Genomic DNA, 23,722 nt, shown 5'->3' with positions numbered 1-23,722 from the left:
TGTGCATGGCTGAATAGATTTTAAATGAATCGCAATAGGTAATTTTAAAAAGGAATTAGTAAAACTATAACGAATTAGTATCTATCCCGTTAATAAAGGAGTGGATTTATGGAATCATCAGTTTTAGCTAGCGATCCATATGTTCGAAAAAGAGTTAAAGTACTAGATGCAGAAATTGCTTACATTGATGAAGGAACCGGTAATCCGATTGTTTTTTTACATGGTAATCCAACTTCCAGCTATTTATGGAGAAATGTTATCCCGGAAGTTCAGGATCAAGGACGCTGTCTTGCCCCTGATTTAGTCGGTATGGGTCAATCCGGACCAAACCCAACCGGATCTTATCGATTTGCAGACCATGCCCGATACCTTGATGCATGGTTTGACGAATTGGAATTAAATAATGTCACACTTGTGATTCATGATTGGGGTTCTGCGCTGGGATTTGATTGGGCGAACCGTCATCGGGATCGCGTTAAAGCAATTGTCTATATGGAAGGATTTGTTCGCACAGTTTCATGGGAAGACTGGCCAGAATCAGCTCGAAACATTTTTAAAAAGATGCGATCCTCACGTGGGGAAAAGTTCATTCTTGAGGAAAATGGCTTTATCGAAAAAATATTGCCAGCCAGTATACTTCGGTCTTTGACCGAAACCGAAATGAACAATTACCGAAGCCCATTCAAGGAGCCAGGCGAGCAACGCCGACCTATGTTAACATGGCCGCGTGAAATCCCTTTTGAGGGTGAGAAACCAGAGGATGTATACCATATTGTTGAAGATTATTCATCATGGTTATCAACCAGTATAATTCCCAAGCTGTTTATCAATTGTGACCCAGGGATGATTCTTACTGGACCACAAAGAGAGTTCTGCAGAACATGGCCTAACCAGACAGAAATTACTGTTAAGGGGCTGCATTTTGTCCAGGAAGACTCCCCAAAAGAAATAGGCCAAGCCGTCTCAGACTTTCTGAGATCAATTTGAAGGTAAAGGTGACAGGCACCATCCAATTAATTGGATGGTGCCTGTCACCTTACATGTTCGTGAAAAATGTAACGGCTCATGCCATAATTCGATGAATGATATCAGGTTCTAAAGAAACTCACCAATCACCATTCTTTCATCCTTGACCTGTTTTTAATTTTGGCGAATATTCGTTCATCCAGGCAGGAATATCATTTCCCTGTCCTCTAGAGAGGTCAGCCTCAATCCGATTTTTCCCTTTTTCAATCCATGCTTCAAGGATATAGCTATCCCCTTCTTTAAACACAGCGAGATCAGTAATGCTTGGCGGGTAAGGACTTTTCCTCATATGAAGATGCAGCTTTTTGACTACTTTTTCAAAGTCCATCAGCTGGCAATAGCGGAACCAATTGGTGACTGTCTCGTCCCTCGTCATGCAATAGGAGTATACAGCTTCGATTTGTACTAGGAGTTTAATAACCTCTGCTTTCGTCATTTCCATCCTCCTTCACACGAATTTCTATTTCTGGATTAACCTCTCCACTCTTCGGCTATCCTTCTTCTAGGATTCTACATCTATCATTGGCTGAATCGCCTGTTTATAATACATGGGACTGTTTATGCTTTATTCAGACACCTGTAGTTGTACGTTCTTCCTGTAAGAGAGATTGAACTAGTTTTTCATTCTAAATTCTGAAATACTATTTGAGTTTTAATTTTAACAGCATCACAGGCAACTAATTGGACTACAAAGAGAAGAGATAGGTATACTAATGGAAGAAATTTATGGAGGTGCAACAGATGTTAATTGAAATGTGGACCGATTTTTCATGACCGTTTTGCTATATTGGCAAAAAGCGTCTGGAAGACGCCCTTCAGAAGATTAACCATCCCGTTGAAGTTGTATACCGCAGCTTCGAGCTCGACCCTACTGCAAAAAGGGATATTAAAGAAAACATTTATGAAAAACTTGCAAGCAAATATGGAATGAGCATTGGTCAAGCCAAAGCCAACACTGATAATATGGTGCAAATGGCGAAGTCGATTGGACTAGATTATCAAATGGAGACAATGGTTTTGACCAATACGTTTGATGCACACCGATTGGCGATGTTTGCGAAAAACAAAGGTTTAATGAATGAAATGACCGACCGCCTTTTACGTGCTTATTATACCGAGTCAAAGCATATTGGAGACCATGAAACACTAATTGGTCTCGCCGCTGAAGTTGGATTGGACAGAGATCAAGTCGCAAAAATGCTCGCGAGTGACGAAATGAGTGATGCCGTGCGTGCAGATGAACAGGAAGCTGCTAATCTCGGCATCAATAGTATTCCCTTTTTCCTTATAAACAAAAAATACGCTGTGACCGGTGCCCAATCAGAGGAAGTATTTATTCAAACGATTGAGCAAGTTCTTGAACAAGACGGTCCTTATGAAGGGTAAAATCAAATAGAAACAAATCAAAATTCGCAAGGCAGATCTTTACTATCTGCTTGCGAATTTTTTGTTGTTTAGATATTTCTCTTATATGATCAAAAAATAAGTCATTTAAATATCTGAAAGAAAATGATAAGTCTTTATCTGTAATTAATATTCGAAAAACAATTGGATTTATTAACCCAAATATTCTGCACGACTTCTTAACACATAAAAGGTGACAGGTACCATCCATTTTTCTGGATGGTGCCTGTCACCTTTTATAAGAAAAAATTTGAAGGATTTCCTCTAAAAAAGAAGAATATGTATTTATTCAAGTTTGTGATTTGGTTCTAGTTGGTTTTAGGCAACCAGAAAAACCGAAACAGAGGGGAGTATCTTACTTTGGAAGCGACTTACTATCAAAGAGATAAAATAACGGAATTTATAACCCATAATAGAGAGGGTTTTGAACAAAGGCTGTTAACAGAGGCTGTTAATGTGGCATCAAAAATTAATGATATATTACAGACTGGCAATATCGATCTCTTGAAAAATGCTGAAAAACTTGTCCTATTTGTTGTTGAGGAAAAGGAAAATGAGCTAATTGCCTTCGCTCAACAGGAGGGAATGGCTTGGGCAAAATATTCATTAACTCTTTCATTCAAGTTGGAATGGGTTCAAGCAATCAGAAGAACTCTATGGCATTTCCTTTATCAATATGATAAGGTCAATGGCCTCTCCCCTACCCGCAATGACTTTTACGACCTAGAGATGAGGATAAATAACCTATTAGATCAATTTCTCAATACCTTCTTCATAAGCTATTCCAATTCAAAAGATGAAATAATTAACGCACAAAAAAAGTTGGTTCAGCATTTATCAGTACCTATAATTCCTTTAAGTCCTTACGTGGCAGTTCTCCCTTTGATTGGAAACATTGATTTACAACGGATGAAAACAATCGAAGAAAAGGTACTACAGGAAATTGCAGCATTAAAAATTCCAACCTTGATTCTAGATCTCTCTGGTGTAGCTTTCATGGAGGCAGATGTGATGCACCAGTTCCACAAGGTGCTTAGCGGTGTGTCTATGATGGGATGCAAAGCCGTAATAACCGGATTACGAGCAGACCTGGTCAAAAAAATAGTTCAAGCGGGCATACCTTTTGAACAAAAAGCAGAAACAAAAGGTACCTTGCAGCAGACACTTAAGGAATACTTAGTAATCTGATCACTTGGTACTAGGGTTCTCTTTCTACCTCCCTTTCCTTGCCAAAAAGAAGCATTTATGTTTAATAAGTTGCATTAATTGAAAGAAACTTTTACCTTATGTACAATAACTATATACATAATTTTCTGATAAAGGGGCGGCTATATGAATTTGATTGAAGAAAGAGACATGCTTTTGCGAGCGGAGAATGCGATTAAAAATCATCAATTAAAACCTGAAGAGCTGTTTTTGTTCAGGCTGTTTGATTTTAAATTTTCTTATACGGATGATCCAGAAACCTGTACAATCGAAGCGCCATTAAACGAAATCATGCTCGGACCCCTGAGATTTATTCATGGAGGTTTTATCACTTATTTGGCTGATACCTGTATGGGCCATCTTTGCTTTAAGTATCTGGACGAACCTTTTGTTGCATTGGAGCTTAAAACCCAATATTTAAAATCTGTTCAAGATGGAATTGTAGTCGCTGAAGCGCGGTTTAGAAAAAAAGGCAAGAAGATTTTATTCATTGACTGTGATATCCGAACCAAGGAAGGCACCCCCCTTTCCACCATCTCCGCAACCTTTTACGTCCTGCCCGATAAAAAATAAGTAAAGGTGACAGGCACCATCCATTTTTCTGGATGGTGCCTGTCCACCTAGGTTTATCAGGTTTTATTAATAGTTTCCCGAAAATTCTAAATTCTGTAGTATACTAAATTTAAAAGGAGGAGTGTTTATGAAAGAATTTAGAAATTATCAAGAATTTTGGCCTTTTTATCTGACCCAGCACAGTAAGAAATCAACGAGGTGCTGGCACTTTGTCGGTACATCCTTTGTCTTTGTATGTATAGCTTTAGCTATTTTAAATGGAAATGCCTGGTTTATTCTATTAGCTCCTGTAATCGCTTACAGCTTTGCGTGGGTTTCTCACTTTTTTATTGAAGGCAATAAGCCAGCTACATTTGGACACCCTTTTTGGTCATTAAGGGCAGATTTCCAGATGTATTTCTTCATCTTGTTTGGAAAGTTAAATGCTGAGCTATCAAAATTAGAAGAGCTTAAGAAAATAGCAAAATAACATTCTTTTGGCTAGCAATGTCTAGATACATACTTGAGCTGTAATGGCGGAAAATACGCCCAGGGTTGTGTAAAATCGAACTGTTCTTTGTAGTTGAACTCATTCTTCATAACTCATAAAAACATGAAAAACACTCCACAAAATGGAGTGTTTTTTTATGCTTTTTACCTCACCTGTCCGTTACCGCTCATTTTAAATTTGATTGTGGTTAATGCCGGTAATCCCATTGGGCCGCGGGCATGGAGCTTTTGAGTTGATATTCCAATTTCTGCACCAAATCCTAACGCACTTCCATCGGTAAAGCGTGTTGAAGCATTATGATAAATAGCAGAAGCATCGACTAAATTCATGAACAGTTCTGCATTTTGTTGATTTTCAGTAATAATGGCTTCAGAATGTTTTGTACCGTACTCGTCAATGTGGTCAACGGCTTCTTCCAGGTTGCTGACTGTTTTAACAGCAATATCGAGGCTTAAATATTCGTTTTTCCAATCATCTTCTCCGGCTGGGACAGCATTAGGAATAAGTTTAACTGCCAGTTCGTCACCGTGAACAGTGATATTGTGTTCCCTGAAGGTATCAATCAGCAAAGATAAATGCGTCTCTAACCATTCTTTATGAACAATCACTGTCTCAGCTGCATTACAAACGGCTGGTCTGTCTGTTTTGGCGTTAATTAAAATATTCATAGCCTTAACAGGATCTGCTTCTTTATCAATATACAAGTGGCAGTTGCCCACACCTGTTTCAAGTACAGGAACGGTTGCGTTATTGACTACAGCATTAATTAAGGAAGCACCGCCGCGCGGGATCAGCACATCAATATGCTCTTTCATTGTAAACAGCTGCTGTGTTGCCTCTCGGTCTGTGCTGGATATGAATTGAACTGCTTCTTTAGGGATTTTCGTGTTTTCCAGCGCTTGATGAATGACATCCACAATAGCCTGGTTTGAAGAAATCGCTGAAGAACCTCCTTTTAAAACAATGGCATTTCCAGATTTAAGCGCCAGTCCGGTCGCGTCAGCCGTCACATTTGGACGCGCTTCATAAATCATTCCAATAACGCCAAGCGGAACAGTTACTTTTTCAACAAGCAAATCGTTTTCTAAAGTCCAGCTGGAAGCAATTATTCCTGTTGGATCTTCAAGCTTTGCCACCTGTCTAAGACCATCAGCAAATTCAAAGACTCTTTCTTTAGATAAAGCGAGTCTATCCATATAGGCCTCATCATAGCCCTTTTCACGGCCAGTTTGTAAATCAGCTTCATTTGCTTCTAAAATAGTTAGATAGTTAGCTTCTAAAGTGTCCGCAATGACTTGAAGTGCTTCATTTTTTTCCTCGGTTGTTAGAAGGCTGATTTTTCGGGCAGCTTTTTTAGCTGCAATCGCCTGGGCTTCTACATTTACTTGTTCTTTAATTAAAGTCATCAAATACCTCCCGTTATTTTAAACGCCTACTGGCATTGAGAATTCTAGGTTACAGACAAAATCTTCCGTTTTTACAACTGCACTTTTAAGAGTATTTTCATTGTCATTGAGCTGTTCTAGTTCATCGCTGGAAAAATTGACGACACCGAGGCCGATTTCCTTACCGAAGGTGTCAATAATACGGATGACCGCACCCTTATCAAACTGGCCGCTTACACCAGTAATTCCTGCAGCGAGAAGGTTTTTATCTCGATCAATGATTCTGCCTTTCGCAATTTGGTCGATGGTCACTTCACCTTCAGGACCTGAGTTAAAGGCAATCCATTTTTTCTTTTGATTTAAATTAACCATATTAGGCTCTGTTTTAAAATAGGTCCCTTTAGCCTGTTCATTTACTGCATCAATCAGGACGTTAGCAACGCCTGCTTTTCCTAAATAGGTTGTAATTCCAGATGCCATTGCAATTTTCACAGCATCAATTTTAGATTTCATTCCACCGGTTCCTACAGAGCTTCCTGAACCACCAGCAGCGGCTTCAATTTCCGGTGTGATTTCATATACTTTTTCAAGCAAAACAGCATCTTTATCTTTTCTTGGATCCGCATTATACAACCCATCAATATCTGAAAGGATAATAAGCTGATCTGAATCGACAAGTCCTGCTACCTTGGCTGATAAAGTATCGTTGTCGCCAAATTTTAAGCGGTCGACTGTTACCGTATCGTTTTCGTTGACGATAGGTATGATGCCTCTGTCTAGTAATACGTTCAGCGTATTACGAACATTCTTATACCTGTCTTCGTCTGAAAAGTCGCTTCTTGTTATCAAAATTTGTGAAGCGACATAGCCGTGGGATAAAAACATTTTTGAGTAGGCTTCTATTAATAATCCCTGGCCAATTGAAGCGGCTGCTTGTTTTTCTGGTAATGTGTCCGGACGGTTTAAACAACCAAGCTTCCGATAGCCTGCAGCTACTGCTCCTGAAGAAACAAGGACGACCTCATGTCCTGCATCCTTTAATAAAACAATTTCGTCTGCTAGCTTTTCTAGCTTACGTCTGCTTATTTCTCCGTGAAGGCTTGTTAATGAACTGCTGCCTATCTTAATTACTACTCGTTGTTTCTTGGTGTCTGGGCTCATTCTATCACTCCTGAGTTATTTTTTTCTTCTATAAATATCATCTTACTTTTAAGGGATGACGTATGCTTTGTCTGCATCCTAGCTACTTGTGTACTTTGCTGACTTTTTCTTAAGACTCTGAATTGAGCACCTTCACCCTTCGTTGGTCTCCAGTTCATAAGGAGCCTAACGAGTGATTGTTCTTTTCGTCTTTATATAGCTTGAAGCTGTTTGATATGTTTTTCTTCTTGTTGAGAGCTAATTTCTTTTGAACGGTTAGCGGCTTGCTTGATCGCCTGTGAAATGGCTTTTCCACCGCCATGTTTGCTAAGAGCATCTAAACCGGCTGCCGTCGTTCCGTTTGGAGACGTTACGTTTTCTCTTAAGACGGTTGGTGTTTCGTCTTGCTCCTGAATCATCCTTGCTGCGCCAACAATCGTCTGGGCGATGATTTGGCGTGTGGTTTCTTCATCAAGTCCACCGCTTAATCCAGCCTGTTCCATATGCTCCATTAAATAGTAGAAATAGGCTGGGCCACTTCCTGCTATCCCTGTAAAAATATCCATTTTGTCTTCCTCAATAATGAACACTTCTCCAATACATTTAAGCAGCTCTTGTGCAATTTTGATATTAGATTGAGTGGTGTGTTTACCAGGAGATAAGGCGGTTGCAGATTCTCCAATCATGCTCGAAGTATTCGGCATGACACGAATAACCTGTTGCCCTGCTGAAAGATTGTTTTCCATAAACGAGGTAGATATGCCCGCTAATACAGATAAAACTAGATGATCTTGATGTAAATCTTCTTTTAGTGAGAGTAAAGCAAATTCAGCATCCTTTGGCTTCATTGCCAGAAAAATGACATCAATTTCATCAAAATTCAATTCGTCTCTTGTAATTCCTCGAATTCCATACTTTGTTTCAAGTTCAGTTAAACGTACATGATTGCTTTTATTTGATGCAATAATATGTTCTGGTGCGACTAATTCACTGTTTACAATTCCTGAGATCATCGCTTCTGCCATTGAACCTGCACCTAAAAATGCGATTGTTTTATTTTGTAACATTAATACACCCCTATACTGTTCGCTTTTGTGTTCTCATTTACACAACGTTTTTATACTAACATCCTCATAAATAGATTCAAGGGAATATAGGAAAGTCATAAGGATATAAGCCAATTAGTCAGTGTAAACGCTGTCATTTAGACCTGAATGGAACAGATCCGCTCTGATGATGAAATAAAGCGTGTCAGGCTGATATATGGAGATAATTTTTGTTGCAGAATCGAGCCGGCAAACCGCTTTTCTTTAGAGGAAGAACAAAAGTTGATGGGAATCAATGTTGGGAGGTGAGCGAAGGACACTAGGCACTGGATAATGACAACACGTACATTATCCGCAACTTGGAAGTTTTTAAAGTTACCTCACAATGAAAAAAAGCTGCCTTGGGTGGCAGCTTAATTTTTACGTAAAGGGTCTATTTGGAAGTGTCACCCCCACTATTTTTTGTCAAAAGAATCACTTTCATCTGCAGACTTCTCAGCATTACCATGTTTGACACCTTTGCTTTTATATGGCTTTGCGCTTTTGGCTTTGTTAACCTTTGCTTGCCAGCGTGTCCAGCCCTTCTTTCCCGTACCTCTGCCAGTGCCGCCCTTGCCCTTAGCTTTACTCATTGAATCAACTCCATTATTCTTGTCCATTTAAGTAGTCATTCGTTAGTCTTGTCCATTTTACCCAAGTAAAACCCTAACACAATGAATTATTTAACCTTACCAAAGCAAGGTTGTTTACACAACAAATAGCAGACGTTGAGTTTAGTTTTTTATTCTAACAAGCACCGTTCAGCTCGGTAAAATTAATAAGATTAGCAGAAAATATACTCAACAGCAGAACCAAATATTTAAACCTAAGTATCTGGATTTTAATAAAAAAAATATCGAATATATTGACCGATAATATCTGATAATAACTTGGTCTACCTTGCAGTTAGCTGATTGCAAGGTAGCTAAAATGGGGGTGCATTACCATTAATGGAATGTTGATCTTCCTGGTTTTTCTGTTATTCGCTGCAGGTTTAGCAATGGTTGTAAATAGAGCAAGGGTCAATAACCAGCCCGTTCCTGCTCCTATACCAACAACTGAACAGCTGTCAAAAAATCGATTTATGGAGGAATACGGCATGGAAAAAGAAACTAAAGTTATTAAAGAAAGAGTTAAAACACCTGAAAACAACAAAGTTGAGCAATTGGCAGCAAAGGCAGAAGTAGAAATTGCAGAAGAGTTAATGCCTTTAAGAGGCCAATTAGAATCTATGCAAAATGCATTAAACCAGCTACAAACTAGTGGACAGCAGGCTTCCTCCATGAATTATTCAGGCGGACAACAGTCTTCTTCAATGAATACATCTGGCGGGGGAAATCAACAACAATCTAATGAACTTTTAAGGCAAATGCAGCAGTTTAGTTCTCAAGCACAGCAGCAACAGCAAAAAACATTCCAACAATTACAGCAATCTATTCACCAAGCTGCACAAACATTGATAAACGTTGAACAGTCGCTTCAATCCGTTAATGTATTAAACCAAATTTCACAGCAGATTAATCAATCACAACAGCAATTACAACAACAGGGGCAAGGCCAGTCACAACAAGGATCTTCAAATCAACAACAAGGCTACAATAACCAATCATACCAGCAATAGTCTTTTTGCCCAAACAGACCTGATGATCTACTGATCATCAGGTCTTCAATTTTGATTTCAATCGCCTATGTGAAGAAGTCCAGTTTACGAGAAAGATTCCAATGAAAATGAGCAGGCCGCCAAAATAAACATACCAGGAGACCACTTCATTCAATAATACCCATCCAGAAAGTACTCCGAAAAATGGTGCCAAAAACAGGAATGCACTTGTCTTTCCTGGATCACCTTCATTCAATAAATAAAACCATATAGCAAACTGCACGATGGAGGCCATAATCGCCAGCCACATAATAATAAAAATCGACGTTGCGTTTAAGATTAATTTTTGTGTCTCTAAGGCTGTACTCATTAGTAAAAGAATAACCCCACCAAACATCATCTGATAAGCTGTTAACACCCAAATATTAAAGCGGCTTCCCCATTTTTTGATTAAAATGGTGGCTATTGACCATGATACTGCTGCTCCAAGTCCAAACAAGGTCCCTTCGCTCAGCTGTAAGTGAAATCCTAATGTAATAAACACACCGCAAAACCCAATAAACACACCAGCCCAACGGTAAAATTGGTATCTTATCCCGAGAAAAATAGTGCTAAGTATAACAACGAGCAAAGGATTGCTAAATGTTAAAATTGAAGATTCTCCAGCTGTAATGGTTCTTAAACTTAAAAATATGCAGCCCATCACTCCTGCGGTCTGAAAAAAACCTATGGTAAGCATCTTAATCCAATCAAGCGGCAGTTTGGGATGGGGCTTTCGGTTGACCAACAGAGCCATGAGCACCCCAGCGAGTGTAAATCGAAGACCAACTAATAAAAGTGGCGAAACATAGGTTAAGCCGATCTTACCAACGGTGAAGGAAGATCCCATCAGAAAAGTGGTAAGAATTACGAGCATTCCGTAAAAAATAGGGTTCATAATCAAGTTCACTGCCTTTGTTTATCCAATCACGGATGAATGGTTTCTAGTTTTCTGATGACAAGCAGACAGATTACCTGGGAATATTCGCTTCTCCGATCGGTGATATAAGGCCGTCCATGCTAGTGGAGTTCTTTTGTAAGCGATAGTCAGCTAATTCCTGTTCACTTTTATTATTTGTCCATTTTTGTAACGTATCACGTTCTGCTTGGTAGGAGAACAATGGAACACTGAATCCGCATGACGTTTTAACCAAGTCGATCCTAACTTTAATGATTTGCCTGGCACCAGGGAGAATGTCAAAATTCACAGACATGTTATCCCATTCTGGTGTATCTGGGAGAATCGTTTTGCCTTTGCCATATAATCTCAAAATCATTGGCGCCCCTTCAAAAGCTAAAAACATTAAGGTGATTCTGCCATTTTCTTTTAAATGAGCACTTGTCTCATTCCCGCTCCCTGTCAAATCCAAATAAGCAACCTCATTTGGTGAAAAAATCCGCAGCACATCATGCCCTTTTGGTGAAAGGTTAACATGTCCATCTTCAGTTAATGGCGCAGATCCTACGAAAAAAATCTTTTGCTTCCTAATAAACTCTTGATGCTGCGGAAGCATTTCCGGAAAGTTTTTAGCCACTTAAATTCTCCTTTTTAGTAAAAATTGACTATTTTTAGTTCAAGCACAACCCTTAAATGTATATTTCTGTTTACTTAGGCCAATTACCTTCTTGGAATGAAGGGCTATTTCCTATCTTTCGTATTTCCGGATATCAATCCGTAAGGCCCGGACCATTTTCTCAAAAAAACAGGAGCTGCCTCTCAGCAGCTCCAATTTAACGCAGACCTCAGCCAGTATTTCAACCATTACATTAAATCATCAATATCTCCCGAATGTCCTCTTCAGTTAGAGCGGAAGCAGTCGTTTCACTAGTATCGATAATCTCTTCAATTAGGTGTCGCTTTTTTTCCTGTAGTTCATTCATTTTATCTTCAATTGTACCACGAGCTAGAAGTTTAATGACCTGCACCACATTTTTCTGGCCCATTCGGTGGGCACGGTCGGCTGCTTGCTCCTCGACTGCGGGGTTCCACCATAAATCATAGAGAATGACCGTGTCAGCACCCGTTAAATTAAGGCCTGTTCCGCCTGCTTTTAGGGAAATCAGGAACAGGTCCCGTTCTCCTGTGTTGAAGCGATTGCACACTGCAACTCGTTCTGCTGATGGCGTTTGTCCATCTAAATAGAAATAAGGCAAGCCTTGAATGGCTAACTCCTTGCCAATCAAATCGAGCATTTTAGTGAATTGAGAAAATATTAGGACCCTTCTTCCCGACAGCTTAGCCTCTTCAACAATCCGGAGAAGCTGTTCGAATTTGGCTGAACCTCCATTATACCCATCCACAAATAACGCGGGGTGACAGCAAATTTGCCTTAGGCGGGTTAAACCTGCGAGAATCTTAATCCGATTCTTTCGGAGTGTATCCTTATTCAAATGCTTCATTGTGTCATGCTGGAGCTTGGCCAGATAAGCAGCGTACAGCTTCTTTTGGTCAGGGAGCAGGTCAGCTGCCTCTATAGATTCGGTTTTTTCAGGCAGTTCGGCAAGGACGTCTTCCTTTAAACGGCGCAGTAAAAAAGGCCTGACTCTTCGTGCAATTTTTTTCCTTGAAAGGTGGCTGAATTCTTTTAACCCATTAAATAATTCCGGAAAAACCACATGAAATATGGACCAAAGCTCCTCTAGAGAATTCTCGACTGGTGTCCCGGTGAGAGCAAAACGGTGCTTAGCCCGGATCTTCTTAACAGCTCTAGCTGTTTGGGTAACAGGGTTTTTAAAGGCCTGAGCCTCATCAAAAAACACCGTATGAAAAGACTGCTTTTCATACCATAATATATCTCTTCGCAGCAGCGGGTAGGAGACGATCATGACATCAATTTCCCCTGCATCCTGCTGAATTCTGGCCCGCTCTTTTTTTTCTCCATCGACAACAATAGCTTTGATGTCAGGTGTGAATTTCATGAGTTCACTCAGCCAGTTATATGTCAAAGAGGATGGACACACAATAAGGGCCGGAAGCCCTTTTTTACGGACTTCAGGGAGCTCAGAAAAAATAAAGGTAATGCCCTGTAACGTCTTGCCCAGTCCCATATCGTCAGCTAGAATTCCGCCAAAACCGTAATGAGCGAGTGTTTTCAGCCATTGAAAACCTTGCTTCTGATAGTCACGCAGGATTGAATCCAGCTGCCTTGGAACCAGGAACTCCAGGCGGCCGGGTGTTTCGAGATGATCCAGGAATTGGCGGAACGATTCTTCGAGCTTAAATACATTTGGATCATCTACAGAATCCATGAGCTGCATCCCTTTTAAAAATGGAACAGTTAAGCTGCTTTCTAAATCTTCATTTTGAACGGGGAGAGCATTCAGAAAACGATTTATTTCCTCAAACTCCCTTGTTTCCAAAGATAGCAGGGTGCCGTTCCGCAATCTGTAGTATTTTCGCTTTTCCTCCAAGGCCTCTAACACGTCACGAATTTGTGCTTCGGGGATGCCATCCATTTCAAATTTGAATTCTAGCCAGTCAGTTCGTTCTTTTTTCATTTTCACCCTAACCTGAGGTCGCGCATTTCCTTTAAAAATTCTGTTCCTTACTGCAGTAGTCGCGTATAGCTGAACTAATTTTTCAAGCTTTGGGATCATATGATACAAAAACTGGTACTCCAGTTCTTCGTTATGCAGAAAATAACCGCCATCCGTTTTGGCGAACGAGCTTTCTTCCATCAGCTGAAGAATGAGTTCCTCCTTTTGTTGATCTCTTATCAGCATGTTGCTCAACCCGCTTGCTCTTGGTTCAAATGGATCAATGACGACATTATCATAGTGAAACTCAAGGCCAGCAAGGAGCCGGTGATTGACTCGATCCAAGTACAGCTTAGCAAGCAGCGGTGTTTTTGCCGTCTTTTGCGTAATGGCTTTTGATAGATGAACTTCACCAAGCTTTTTCAAGCCTGGAACCACTTTATCGAGAAAATAATTCACTTGTTCCAGTGAAATTGGAATTTGATCTGTACCAGAGGCATCGAGCATCTTTTTAAGATCTGCTATGCGTTTTGCGTCTTCATTGTTCAGCTTGAATAGCTTCCCTTCAAATAAAACAGACTCGTAGAGTTCAAGCACGGCCATCCGGTCTAACCCTGAAATTTTCAGCTGGTACCCTTGAGATACTGCTTCATCAAAGTAAAACTGTAAAGGCAGCGGCTCATCAGATATGTGAAGGCTATCAAATGTTTGTCCATTATACTCTAGCTTAACAAGAGGTGCTTTATTGAGCAGCGGGACTAGCTCCTCCCAGGAAGAGGCTGGAATCAGCAAAGTTTGCTGTCCGGCTGGGAGCTTATTAGAATCAGGTAAAGCGTCAGCATATACTTTTTCAGTACTGATCACTTCGATAAGCTTTTTAATGATTGAATCTGCCTCTGTTGAAAAGCAATATAAATTTGAATTATAGGTCATTGAAAGAGATAAAGGGACCTGATTGCCATTTTTCAGTTGCTCTAGAAAGAAATGAATATTTTGGACGATTGTTGAACCGATTTTTATATCTATCCCGAACAAATGCTGTGTTTCTTTGATTGTAACTGGTTTGCAGATGAACTGAACATCAAGCTGTTGCCTGTTTTCAAAATGGCGCTGGCTGCCAGTCGACCGCACAGACTGATCTTTAAAAAGCGTTAACAGCCCTTCACTTAAGGCCTGATCTGCAGAAAAATCATTTTGCAGTGAAAAAGGGGTTGTTCCCTTGCGTTGATGTTCGAATATCGACAATAAAACAGCAGCTATGTGCTGGCAGTCTTTTTCGAAGGATGCCAGCGCAGGACAACTGCATTTAGTTTGAAAACTGCCATCCCCCTTCTTTGTTATTTGAACATGAAAATCTTCTGTTACTGTCACTGTTGCTACACACAGATTAGAACTGAAACTTTCAAAGTTTACTTTATTTGCCCGATAAAAAGCGTCTCCTCTTTTGAAGGAGACGGTTCCGCACATATCTATAATCATTTTCTGAGTTAACTTTATATCCAAATGCCTTGCTCCTTACCGATGAATTGATCTTCTGCTTCTCAAGAATTCTTAATCATTAAATTACTTATTATTAAATCTTAAAAGCTCGTCCATCCTAGTCATTTAATTATATCTTAAAATTGACCCCACCAAAACCAACAACCCTCCCAAGGTTATAATCATAGGGAGGGTTACCACTGTTCGTATCTGTGACAATTATATCTAGCTGTTTGTGTGGGTACTTCCCTATTTTTCCCTCTATGAAGGAACAGCTTCAGATCCTACTTCCAGTGTCTGGTCCAGTTTATCCTGCTGGCTATCAATAGTAAATACACGGATTTGTATACCATTGACCTTCTTTTCTTTCATAACTGGTTTATTATAATAGAATTCTATTGATCCGAAAAGTAACAAAAGGATCGTTCAGGAGGAATCATTTATAGTAAAAAAAGAGGCTCCGAAGAACCCCTGAAATTGTAGCAATTAATTATTTTCTCTATAGCTGTCTTCAAGCTCATCAATTAGCTTCCCAACATGGGCGACTGCCTGGCGAATCGCATCTGGTTTTGACATGTCAACTCCGGCTTTTTTTATAAGATCGAGAGGTTTCATCGTTCCGCCGGCTTTTAAAACATCTATCCACTTTTCAACGGCTGGCTCACCTTCATCAATGATATGCTGGGAGACGATAGTTGATACGGTTAAGCCCGCTGAATATGTGTAAGGATAGAGCCCCATGTAATAGTGCGGCTGGTGCATCCAAGTGAGGCTTGCTCCTTCATCAATCTCAACGGAGTCTCCCCAGAACGTGCTAAGGGCTTCTGCTTTCTGTTCTGATAGGACACTAGCTGTGAGAGGTTCTCCTTCTTCTACTAGTTTATAGACTCTCCTTTGCAGCTCTCCCTCCAGAATATGAGTTACAAAATTATGAAAGTAGGTACCTAACTGCTGGAGGATAACCCAGCGCCTAGTCCGTTTATCTTTCGTAGTGGATAATAAATGATGTCCAAGCAGCATTTCGTTCATTGTGGATGGTGCTTCAATAAAATAACGTGATGGACGTGTATTTGTCATTCGCTGGTTCTTCCCGGCCAAATAAAAGTGTCCTGCATGTCCAAGTTCATGGGCAAGGGTAAAAGCGCCTCTCATGGAATCAGGCCATGTCATTAACACATATGGATGAGCCCCATAAGGACTTGAACAAAAGGCTCCGGTGGACTTGCCAACATTGTCTGCATAATCTACCCATCTATTCGATAAAGCTGTTTTAATCATGTCACTATAATCAGATCCCATGATTTCAAGTGCTGTTTGAACGGTTTCTGCAGCTTCCTCATAGGTTGTTTCCAGTTCAAAATCAGGATCTAAAGGAGCTTTTATATCGGCGTATGTCATATGAGCAAGACCTAGAACCCGTTTCTTCAGTTCCGCATACCTCCTCATATGCGGAGACAATTCTTCTTGTATGACATCTAGCTGATTATGGTACATTTCTTTCGTGACCTGTTGCTCATCCAGGAGCATATCTGTAACAGAATCATAATTTCGCAGCCTTGAGGTCATTATCTCCTGATTTACCTGCGTAGCGTAGGCTTCAGCAAAGGTATGTTTATATTGATTTAACGTCTTGTTAAAAGATTCATAGGCGTTTCGGCGAATTTTGGTAGACGGTGAGGAACTATATTTGCCGGCATATAAGGCAAAAGAAATCGGCAGCTCTTTGTCGTTCTCATCCACAATTGGATCAAACTGCATATCAGACAGCTTTCCTCGGCTATAGATGTTGTATGGAGCGCTAAATAGTGAACCATATGCGGCCAAAGTTTCCTCGGTTTCCTGGCCAAGTGCATGAGGCTTTTTTTCCTGCAAGTCAAGCAGGTACTTTTTGAATGCTTGCAGCCTTTCTTCTTCCTGTAAAAAGTTTTCCATCGTCTGTTTCGGTATTCCGATAATCTCTGTTTCAACAAATGCCAGGCTAGCGTTTACAGTTGATTCAGCTTCGGCAACTCTGGCAACGTCCTTTTGTTTGGTCGAATCTGTAAAATCAACACTCTGATGTAAATTCGCATACATGGAAACAAGGTTAAAGCGTTCAAGCAAATTTTCTTTTGCCACTAAACAATTGAACAGCTCTCTTGAACTGTTTCCTAGCTTCCCTTTGAATTCAGTTACATCAGGAAGATCCTTTTTTACAGCATTTAGTTCTTTTTCCCAGTCAGCTCTCGTTTTAAATAAATGGGTTAGGTCCCATGTTTGCTCTTCAGGAATATTTTCACGTTTTACACGGTCATTTGGTTTATTTGTCATATACGACCCTCCTAGTCTAGTTAAAAAATCTGTGATTTATATCTCCTTCTTGGTACATTACTAGTTTTACCACAATAAGAAAGGCAATAACCTTTAACAAAGCAGTGCTTAATTTATACTCCAGTCTTGCTCGCTTTCCGCCGGGGTACTCCAAAAAAAATAATGCTCAGTTGTTTAGTAGCTTATTTCAAACAAAAAAACAAAAAACCAGCCTGATTTTCAATTGGAATCAGGCTGGTTTATAGTCATTAGTCATTTAGAAAATTATAAAGTGCATTGTCAGATCCAGTTATCCTGCGCATGTCGAAGCTAGACAGTCGGCTTCATAAGGTTTGGTATGGACTGTGTTCCTAAGGAAAGCTGCCAAGAGAATAATCTTGGCAGGAAAAAGCTGTTTTTTGCAAAGGCGCTTCTGTTTTTGTTCTTATGGTAAAACTGAACTTCCCATCAGATAACGATCTACTTCGCGTGCTACTTCGCGCCCTTCGTTTATCGCCCAAACGATCAAGCTTTGCCCTCTGCGTGCATCGCCGGCAGCGTATACACCTTCAACGTTCGTGGTGTACTCTCCGTAAACGGCTGCAACCTTGTTGTTTTGTGTTTCCACACCAAACTGAGCCAATAAGGGCTGCTCCGTACCTTCAAAGCCGATTGCGATGAAGACAAACTGGGCTGGCCAAATTTTTTCCGTTCCAGGAATTTCTTCAAAATAGAATCGGCCGGTCTCATCTCTTAGCTTCTCCATTTGAATGGTATGAAGCTCTTTTAAATTACCCTTATCATCTGAAACAACTTTTTTCGTTTGAATAGAATACTGGCGTGGATCACTTCCAAATTTTGATGCTGCTTCTTCATAAGCATAATCCATTGTAAAAACATTCGCATCAGCCGGCCACATATTGTCTGCAGAACGTGTTTCAGGAAGCTGCGGGTGTTTACCAAATTGGACAACACTCCGGCACTCCTGCCGAAGGGCTGTAGCGACACAGTCAGCACCAGTATCTCCCCCGCCAATCACGATTACATCTTTGCCTTTTGTATCAATAAACTGGCCATCTTCAAAGTTTGAATCCAGCAAGCTTTTCGTTGCTGTTGTAAGATAATCCATCGCAAAATGAATTCCTTTTGCTTCGCGTCCTTCAATAACTAGATCGCGCTGTTTTTGAGCGCCTGTACAAAGGATAACAGAATCGTATTGCTCGCGTAACTCCTCGGCTGTGATGTCTTTGCCAACTTCGGTATTTACGACAAAATCAATGCCTTCCTCGTTCAGCAAATTGATGCGGCGCTCGACAATTTCCTTTTCCAGCTTCATGTTTGGAATTCCGTACATAAGTAAGCCGCCAGGACGGTCGGCTCTTTCATAAACAGTTACCGAATGACCGGCCTGGTTCAGTTGATCCGCACTCGCTAATCCAGCAGGACCAGATCCGATAATGGCCACTTTTTTACCTGTTCGCTTAGCTGGAATGCGAGGAGAAATCCAGCCATTATCAAAGCCTTTATCAATTATCGTCCGCTCAATGCTTTTGATCGTTACTGCAGGATCTGAAATAGCTAACGTACAAGATCCCTCACACGGAGCCGGACAAACCCGTCCTGTGAATTCAGGGAAGTTATTGGTTTTTAACAGACGCTCAAGTGCTTCCTGCCAGCGTCCGCGATAGACTAAATCATTCCACTCAGGTATTAGATTGTTGATGGGGCAGCCTGCAGTAGTTCCTTCAAGTTCAGTACCCATATGGCAGAAGGGGGTGCCGCAATCCATGCACCTTGCCCCTTGCTTGCTTAACATCTCATCAGAGAAAGGAGCTGAATATTCTTTCCAGTCGTTCGTTCGTGTTAAAGGATTTCGTTCCTTTGGTTTTTCACGAGTGTACTCCATAAATCCTGTTGCTTTTCCCATGTTCCTCTCTCCTTTCCGTTAAATGACGGCTTCCTTTGTAACAGGTTGGCTGCCTTGGGCCGCATTTGCCTGAAAGGCACTCATTACGGCTTCTTTATCCGTTAATCCGGCCTCTTTTTGCTCTTCAATTTGTTCCATCATTCGTTTGTAATCTTTTGGAATGACTTTTACAAACTTCCTCACAACACTGTCCCAGTTTTCTAGAACATAAGTCGCTTTTGCACTTTGAGTATATTGATGATGCTTTTGAATCATTTCTTTTACTGCATTCAGCTCTTTTTTATTGGTCAACGATTCAAATTCAATCATCTCTTGATTGCATTGATGTTTAAACTCTTCCTGATCGTCTGTGAGGATGTATGCAATTCCTCCTGACATGCCGGCAGCGAAATTTTTGCCAGCTACACCTAGGATGACAACACGTCCGCCCGTCATATATTCACAGCCATGATCGCCAATCCCTTCAACGACAACATCTGCCCCACTATTACGCACAGCAAAACGTTCACCTGCGCGTCCATTTATATAAGCCTCACCGCTAGTAGCTCCATATAAGGCCACATTTCCAGCAATTACATTTTCACCGGAAAATAACTTTGTAGATTCATCAGCGTTTATAATCAGTTTGCCGCCTGACAAGCCTTTTCCTAAGTAATCATTGACATCACCTGTGATATACATTGACATTCCTTTTGGAACAAACGCTCCAAAGCTTTGTCCAGCTGAACCAGTAAATCTAAGCGTAATCGTATCTTCTGGCAGTCCTGCTTCACCGTACCGTTTTGACACTTCACTTCCTGTAATCGTCCCGACAACGCGGTTGATATTCCGAATTGGGAAGGAAGCATCCACAGGTTTCTGGAACTCAAGAGCAGGCTGAACCGCAGGCAAAATTTGTCTAATGTCCAGTGATTCATTTATTTTATGATTCTGAGGTGTTTTAAAGGTACGAACACCTTCAGGCTTAAAGAGCAATGCAGTTAAATCGAGCTGTTTCGCTTTCCAATGATCCTGGGTGCGTTCGCTGACTTCTAGAACATCTGTCCGGCCAACCATTTCTTCCAAAGATCTAAAACCTAGTTCAGCCATGATTTCACGAACTTCCTCCGCTACAAAGTTCATAAAGTTGACAACATGGTCTGCTCCGCCAGTGAACTTTTTGCGCAGTTCAGGATTTTGCGTGGCAATTCCGACTGGACAGGTATCAAGATGGCAGGCCCGCATCATCACGCAGCCAAGAACAACAAGCGGTGCTGTTGCAAACGCAAATTCCTCAGCACCAAGCAAAGCAGCCATAACGACATCCTTGCCTGTCATCAGCTTGCCGTCAGTTTCCAGAACAACTCGTTCACGCAAACCATTTAACATGAGTGTTTGATGAGTTTCTGCAAGACCAAGCTCCCATGGAAGTCCGGTATGCTTAATACTCGTTTTCGGTGATGCACCGGTGCCGCCATCATAGCCGCTAATAACAATTACATCGGCTGCACCTTTTGCAACACCCGCTGCGATTGTACCAACTCCAGCCTTAGCTACGAGCTTTACACTGATCCTTGCATCACGGTTAGCATTTTTTAGGTCATGGATCAGCTGAGACAAGTCCTCAATTGAGTATATATCATGGTGCGGAGGAGGAGATATTAGTCCAACTCCAGGTGTTGAACCACGGACTCCGGCAACCCATGGGTACACCTTGTTTCCAGGAAGCTGTCCGCCTTCACCAGGTTTTGCCCCCTGAGCCATTTTAATCTGCAGCTCATCCGCATTTACTAAATAGTGGCTCTTTACACCGAATCGTCCTGATGCAATTTGTTTGATCGCACTTCTGCGTAAATCTCCATTCTCATCTGCTTGATAACGTCTAGGATCTTCGCCGCCTTCACCGCTATTGCTTTTGCCTCCAAGGCGGTTCATTGCTATTGCTAATGTTTCATGGGCTTCCTTGCTTAAAGATCCAAAAGACATAGCGCCCGTTTTAAAGCGGCGAACAATTGATTCAACCGGTTCGACTTCATCTATTGAGACAGGGCTGCGTGATTTATCAAATGAAAATAAAATACGCAAAAATCCTATTCGTTCTTCATTCGCTGCTTTTGAAAATTGTTTAAATAATCCGTAATCCCCTTTGCGAGTTGCCCATTGCAGCGTATGGATCGTTTTTGGATTAAACGCATGATGTTCACCCGTTTTTCTCCATTGAAAATCACTGCCAGAATCCAGCACGGTATCATAGGATTCAGTATAAGCATCAACGTGGCGAATCAGCGTTTCTTTTTCAATCGTCTGCAAGTCGATGCCGCCAAGTTGTGAAGCTGTTCCGCTGAAATACTCTTCAATTACACCTTGGCCAATTCCGACTGCTTCAAAAATTTGCGCACCGCGGTAGCTTTGAATCGTCGAAATTCCCATCTTGGACATCACTTTTACAACGCCTTCTGTTACACCTTTAACATACTTGCGGACTGCATCATCATAACTTACATCAAGTCTGCCATCAGAAATGGCCTGCTGGTAAGTGGAATATGCAAGATAAGGATTAATCGCGTTTACACCAAAACCAAGTAAGGCAGCAAAATGGTGTACTTCACGCACCTCACCAGATTCGATAATAATGGATACCTTTGTACGGACACCTTTGCGAACTAAGTGCTGATGCAAGCCGCTTGCAACCAGCAATACTGGAATGGCTACTTGTCTTTTGTCCATTCCCCGATCTGATAAAATGAAGATGCTAACCCCTTCGGCCATGGCTTGTTCAGCTTCATTAAAAACAGTGCGAAGCGCTTTATCCAAGTCATTCGTAAACAGCGTGTTAATTACTTTGCTTTTAAATCCAGGAACAGAATTAGCTTTTATCTGTCCAAGTTCACTATTTGTCATTATTGGTGTCTCAAGCTGAATCCTGCGGCAGTTTGACTCACCAGGCTGAAGCAGGTTGCCTTCTCCACCTAAATAAGTAACGGTTGAAGTAACCAGCTCTTCTCTTATGGCATCAATTGGCGGATTTGTTACCTGAGCAAATAATTGCTTGAAATAATTGAACAAAGATTGAGGCCGATCCGATAAGACCGCTAGCGGTGTATCATTACCCATCGAACCTAGTGGATCCTTCCCTTCGGTTACTATTGGGATTAAGTATTTATTTATATCCTCATAGGTATATCCGAATGCACGCTGGCGGGACAATAAGTCGGTCATCGTGTCCTCTGCTGCTTCCTTTTCAGGTACATTAATTTTTCCAAGCTGATTTTCAAGCCATTCCTGATATGGAAGTGCCTGAGCCATTTCTGACTTGATTTCTTCATCAGAAATGATCCGCCCCTCTTCTAAATCAATCAGAAGCATTTTTCCAGGGCTCAGACGGTCTTTATATAACACGTTTTCTGGTTCAACATCAATGACACCAACTTCAGATGAAAAAATGATATAATCATCCTTTGTTACATAATAACGGGCAGGCCTTAAACCATTTCGGTCTAAAATCGCACCAATTTGCTTCCCGTCTGTAAACGAGATTGCTGTCGGCCCATCCCATGGTTCCATCAGGCAGCTGTGGTATTCATAAAACGCTCTTTTTTCCTCAGAAATATGTGGGTTCTGGGTCCATGGCTCAGGAATAAGCATCATAGCAGTATGAGCAGGTTTCCGACCAGCTAAAACGAGAAATTCAAATGCATTATCTAGAATTGATGAATCACTTCCATCTGTATTTAAGATTGGGAGAACCTTATTAAGGTCATCGCCAAAAGCATCGGAAATGAATTGCTGTTCGCGAGCTTTCATCCAGTTAATGTTGCCTCTTAATGTGTTAATTTCGCCGTTATGCATGAGATAGCGATTTGGGTGCGCTCTTTCCCAGCTTGGAAATGTATTTGTACTAAAACGTGAATGGACTAAAGAAAAAGCTGATACAAAGCTTTCATCTTGAAGGTCGATGTAAAAGGCATCCACTTGTTCGGGAGTGAGCAGACCTTTGTAAACGATGGTTCTCGTTGACAGACTAGCAAAATAAAATGGCTTTTCTGAAACCGTAGACCATTTTTCCGCTTGCTTTCTTATAATGTATAACTTCCGTTCAAAGACTAAATCGTCCGTGAGTGAGTCATTTGCGCCAATAAATACTTGTCGAATAACAGGGCAGCTTTTTCTGCCGAGGTCACCGAGTTTATTGGCATCAACTGGTACAGTCCGCCAGCCGATCACTTTTTGGCCTTCTAGTTCAATTAATTTATTGATATGGGATTCTACTTCTAATCGATCGCCATCTTCATCGGTGAAGAAAATCATACCAACCCCATAGCGTCCTTTAGCAGGCAGATTCAGTTCAGGGCAGTTCTTTCGGTAAAAGGCGTCAGGTATTTGCACCATCAATCCTGCTCCATCTCCTGTAAGAGGATCACTCCCCTGGCCTGCACGATGGTCCAATTGACAAAGCATTTGAAGTCCTTTTTTTACAATGTCATGTGTTGCTTTACCTTTTATATGGGCATATAAGCCAATTCCACAAGCATCATGTTCAAATTCCGGACGGTATAGCCCCTGGGCCTCTGGCATTTGATTATATGTCATACTAGCTCACCTTCTTTACAAAAATTCAGACAA

16 protein-coding genes and 1 pseudogene are annotated in these 23,722 nt (G+C 41.1%); 6 read left to right on the top strand and 11 right to left on the bottom strand.

What is annotated here, in order from left to right; translation table 11 throughout:
* The first annotated feature begins 108 nt into the window (after positions 1–108).
* A complete protein-coding gene (locus HRJ06_RS09265; protein ID WP_174732285.1) occupies positions 109–987 on the top strand; it encodes a haloalkane dehalogenase in 879 nt (292 codons plus the stop codon).
* Positions 988–1,123: 136 nt separating this feature from the next.
* On the opposite strand, the gene HRJ06_RS09260 is transcribed toward HRJ06_RS09265, so the two are convergent.
* Positions 1,124–1,462 (bottom strand): hypothetical protein, encoded by a 339-nt coding sequence (locus HRJ06_RS09260; protein WP_174732283.1) that lies wholly within the window; start codon positions 1,460–1,462, stop codon positions 1,124–1,126.
* A 350-nt stretch (positions 1,463–1,812) separates the two neighbouring features.
* On the opposite strand from HRJ06_RS09260, the gene HRJ06_RS09255 reads away from it, so the two are divergent.
* From HRJ06_RS09255 to HRJ06_RS09240, 4 genes are all read left to right on the top strand, one after another.
* The gene (locus HRJ06_RS09255) at positions 1,813–2,412 is read left to right on the top strand and encodes a DsbA family protein (RefSeq protein ID WP_174732499.1); all 600 of its coding nucleotides are present in this window, start codon (positions 1,813–1,815) and stop codon (positions 2,410–2,412) included.
* Between the two features lie 378 nt (positions 2,413–2,790).
* Positions 2,791–3,618: an STAS domain-containing protein gene (locus HRJ06_RS09250; protein ID WP_174732281.1), complete on the top strand. Its 828-nt coding sequence runs from the start codon at positions 2,791–2,793 to the stop codon at positions 3,616–3,618.
* Between the two features lie 144 nt (positions 3,619–3,762).
* Positions 3,763–4,209 (top strand): PaaI family thioesterase, encoded by a 447-nt coding sequence (locus HRJ06_RS09245; RefSeq protein ID WP_174732279.1) that lies wholly within the window; start codon positions 3,763–3,765, stop codon positions 4,207–4,209.
* A gap of 127 nt (positions 4,210–4,336) precedes the next feature.
* Positions 4,337–4,678 carry an Mpo1-like protein gene (locus HRJ06_RS09240; RefSeq protein WP_174732277.1) on the top strand — a complete coding sequence of 114 codons (342 nt, stop codon included), beginning with the start codon at positions 4,337–4,339 and terminating at the stop codon, positions 4,676–4,678.
* A gap of 164 nt (positions 4,679–4,842) precedes the next feature.
* Here HRJ06_RS09240 and HRJ06_RS09235 read toward each other — a convergent pair whose 3' ends face one another.
* The 4 genes from HRJ06_RS09235 to HRJ06_RS09220 all read right to left on the bottom strand — a co-directional run bounded on the left by HRJ06_RS09235 (position 4,843) and on the right by HRJ06_RS09220 (position 8,902).
* Positions 4,843–6,105, bottom strand: coding sequence for a glutamate-5-semialdehyde dehydrogenase (locus tag HRJ06_RS09235; RefSeq protein ID WP_174732275.1), 1,263 nt, complete (start codon positions 6,103–6,105; stop codon positions 4,843–4,845).
* Between the two features lie 18 nt (positions 6,106–6,123).
* Complete coding sequence (gene proB, locus HRJ06_RS09230) at positions 6,124–7,245, bottom strand: glutamate 5-kinase (RefSeq protein WP_174732273.1); 1,122 nt, start codon at positions 7,243–7,245, stop codon at positions 6,124–6,126.
* Positions 7,246–7,436: 191 nt separating this feature from the next.
* Entirely contained in the window at positions 7,437–8,291 is an 855-nt protein-coding gene (gene proC, locus HRJ06_RS09225) for a pyrroline-5-carboxylate reductase (RefSeq protein WP_174732271.1), read from the bottom strand.
* Between the two features lie 434 nt (positions 8,292–8,725).
* Complete coding sequence (locus HRJ06_RS09220; RefSeq protein ID WP_174732269.1) at positions 8,726–8,902, bottom strand: DUF3934 family protein; 177 nt, start codon at positions 8,900–8,902, stop codon at positions 8,726–8,728.
* Positions 8,903–9,408: 506 nt separating this feature from the next.
* Between HRJ06_RS09220 and HRJ06_RS09215 the strand changes: the two genes are divergently transcribed.
* A complete protein-coding gene (locus tag HRJ06_RS09215; RefSeq protein WP_174732267.1) occupies positions 9,409–9,930 on the top strand; it encodes a hypothetical protein in 522 nt (173 codons plus the stop codon).
* A 37-nt stretch (positions 9,931–9,967) separates the two neighbouring features.
* On the opposite strand, the gene HRJ06_RS09210 is transcribed toward HRJ06_RS09215, so the two are convergent.
* From HRJ06_RS09210 to gltB, 6 genes and pseudogenes are all read right to left on the bottom strand, one after another.
* Complete coding sequence (locus HRJ06_RS09210) at positions 9,968–10,846, bottom strand: DMT family transporter (RefSeq protein WP_174732266.1); 879 nt, start codon at positions 10,844–10,846, stop codon at positions 9,968–9,970.
* 73 nt (positions 10,847–10,919) lie between these two features.
* Positions 10,920–11,483, bottom strand: a complete 564-nt coding sequence (locus tag HRJ06_RS09205; RefSeq protein ID WP_174732264.1) for a pyridoxamine 5'-phosphate oxidase family protein — start codon at positions 11,481–11,483, stop codon at positions 10,920–10,922.
* 232 nt (positions 11,484–11,715) lie between these two features.
* On the bottom strand, positions 11,716–14,928 hold the full coding sequence (locus tag HRJ06_RS09200) for a DEAD/DEAH box helicase (RefSeq protein ID WP_174732262.1): 3,213 nt from the start codon (positions 14,926–14,928) through the stop codon (positions 11,716–11,718).
* A gap of 462 nt (positions 14,929–15,390) precedes the next feature.
* Entirely contained in the window at positions 15,391–17,214 is a 1,824-nt protein-coding gene (pepF, locus tag HRJ06_RS09195) for an oligoendopeptidase F (protein ID WP_174732260.1), read from the bottom strand.
* Between the two features lie 424 nt (positions 17,215–17,638).
* Positions 17,639–19,120: a glutamate synthase small subunit gene (gltD, locus tag HRJ06_RS09190; protein WP_174732258.1), complete on the bottom strand. Its 1,482-nt coding sequence runs from the start codon at positions 19,118–19,120 to the stop codon at positions 17,639–17,641.
* Positions 19,083–23,689 (bottom strand): annotated as a pseudogene (gene gltB / locus HRJ06_RS09185) (glutamate synthase large subunit). The gene gltD and the pseudogene gltB overlap by 38 nt, the downstream one beginning before the upstream one ends.
* Between the last annotated feature and the right edge of the window lie 33 nt (positions 23,690–23,722).

This window comes from Mesobacillus harenae (genome assembly GCF_013343715.1).
In the GTDB taxonomy this organism is placed as follows: Bacteria; Bacillota; Bacilli; order Bacillales; family Cytobacillaceae; genus Mesobacillus_A; species Mesobacillus_A harenae.
The sequence above is the reverse complement of the archived record's forward strand: the minus strand, read 5'-3'. Positions and strand labels throughout refer to the sequence as shown.

Excerpts from the sequence above, each read along its gene's own strand:
- HRJ06_RS09265 (WP_174732285.1), top strand. The coding sequence starts at position 109 with ATGGAATCATCAGTTTTAGCTAGCGATCCATATGTTCGAAAAAGAGTT.
- HRJ06_RS09260 (WP_174732283.1), bottom strand. The coding sequence starts at position 1,462 with ATGACGAAAGCAGAGGTTATTAAACTCCTAGTACAAATCGAAGCTGTA.
- HRJ06_RS09245 (WP_174732279.1), top strand. The coding sequence starts at position 3,763 with ATGAATTTGATTGAAGAAAGAGACATGCTTTTGCGAGCGGAGAATGCG.
- HRJ06_RS09240 (WP_174732277.1), top strand. The coding sequence starts at position 4,337 with ATGAAAGAATTTAGAAATTATCAAGAATTTTGGCCTTTTTATCTGACC.
- HRJ06_RS09235 (WP_174732275.1), bottom strand. The coding sequence starts at position 6,105 with ATGACTTTAATTAAAGAACAAGTAAATGTAGAAGCCCAGGCGATTGCA.
- proB (WP_174732273.1), bottom strand. The coding sequence starts at position 7,245 with ATGAGCCCAGACACCAAGAAACAACGAGTAGTAATTAAGATAGGCAGC.
- proC (WP_174732271.1), bottom strand. The coding sequence starts at position 8,291 with ATGTTACAAAATAAAACAATCGCATTTTTAGGTGCAGGTTCAATGGCA.
- HRJ06_RS09220 (WP_174732269.1), bottom strand. The coding sequence starts at position 8,902 with ATGAGTAAAGCTAAGGGCAAGGGCGGCACTGGCAGAGGTACGGGAAAG.
- HRJ06_RS09215 (WP_174732267.1), top strand. The coding sequence starts at position 9,409 with ATGGAAAAAGAAACTAAAGTTATTAAAGAAAGAGTTAAAACACCTGAA.
- HRJ06_RS09210 (WP_174732266.1), bottom strand. The coding sequence starts at position 10,846 with ATGAACCCTATTTTTTACGGAATGCTCGTAATTCTTACCACTTTTCTG.
- pepF (WP_174732260.1), bottom strand. The coding sequence starts at position 17,214 with ATGACAAATAAACCAAATGACCGTGTAAAACGTGAAAATATTCCTGAA.
- gltD (WP_174732258.1), bottom strand. The coding sequence starts at position 19,120 with ATGGGAAAAGCAACAGGATTTATGGAGTACACTCGTGAAAAACCAAAG.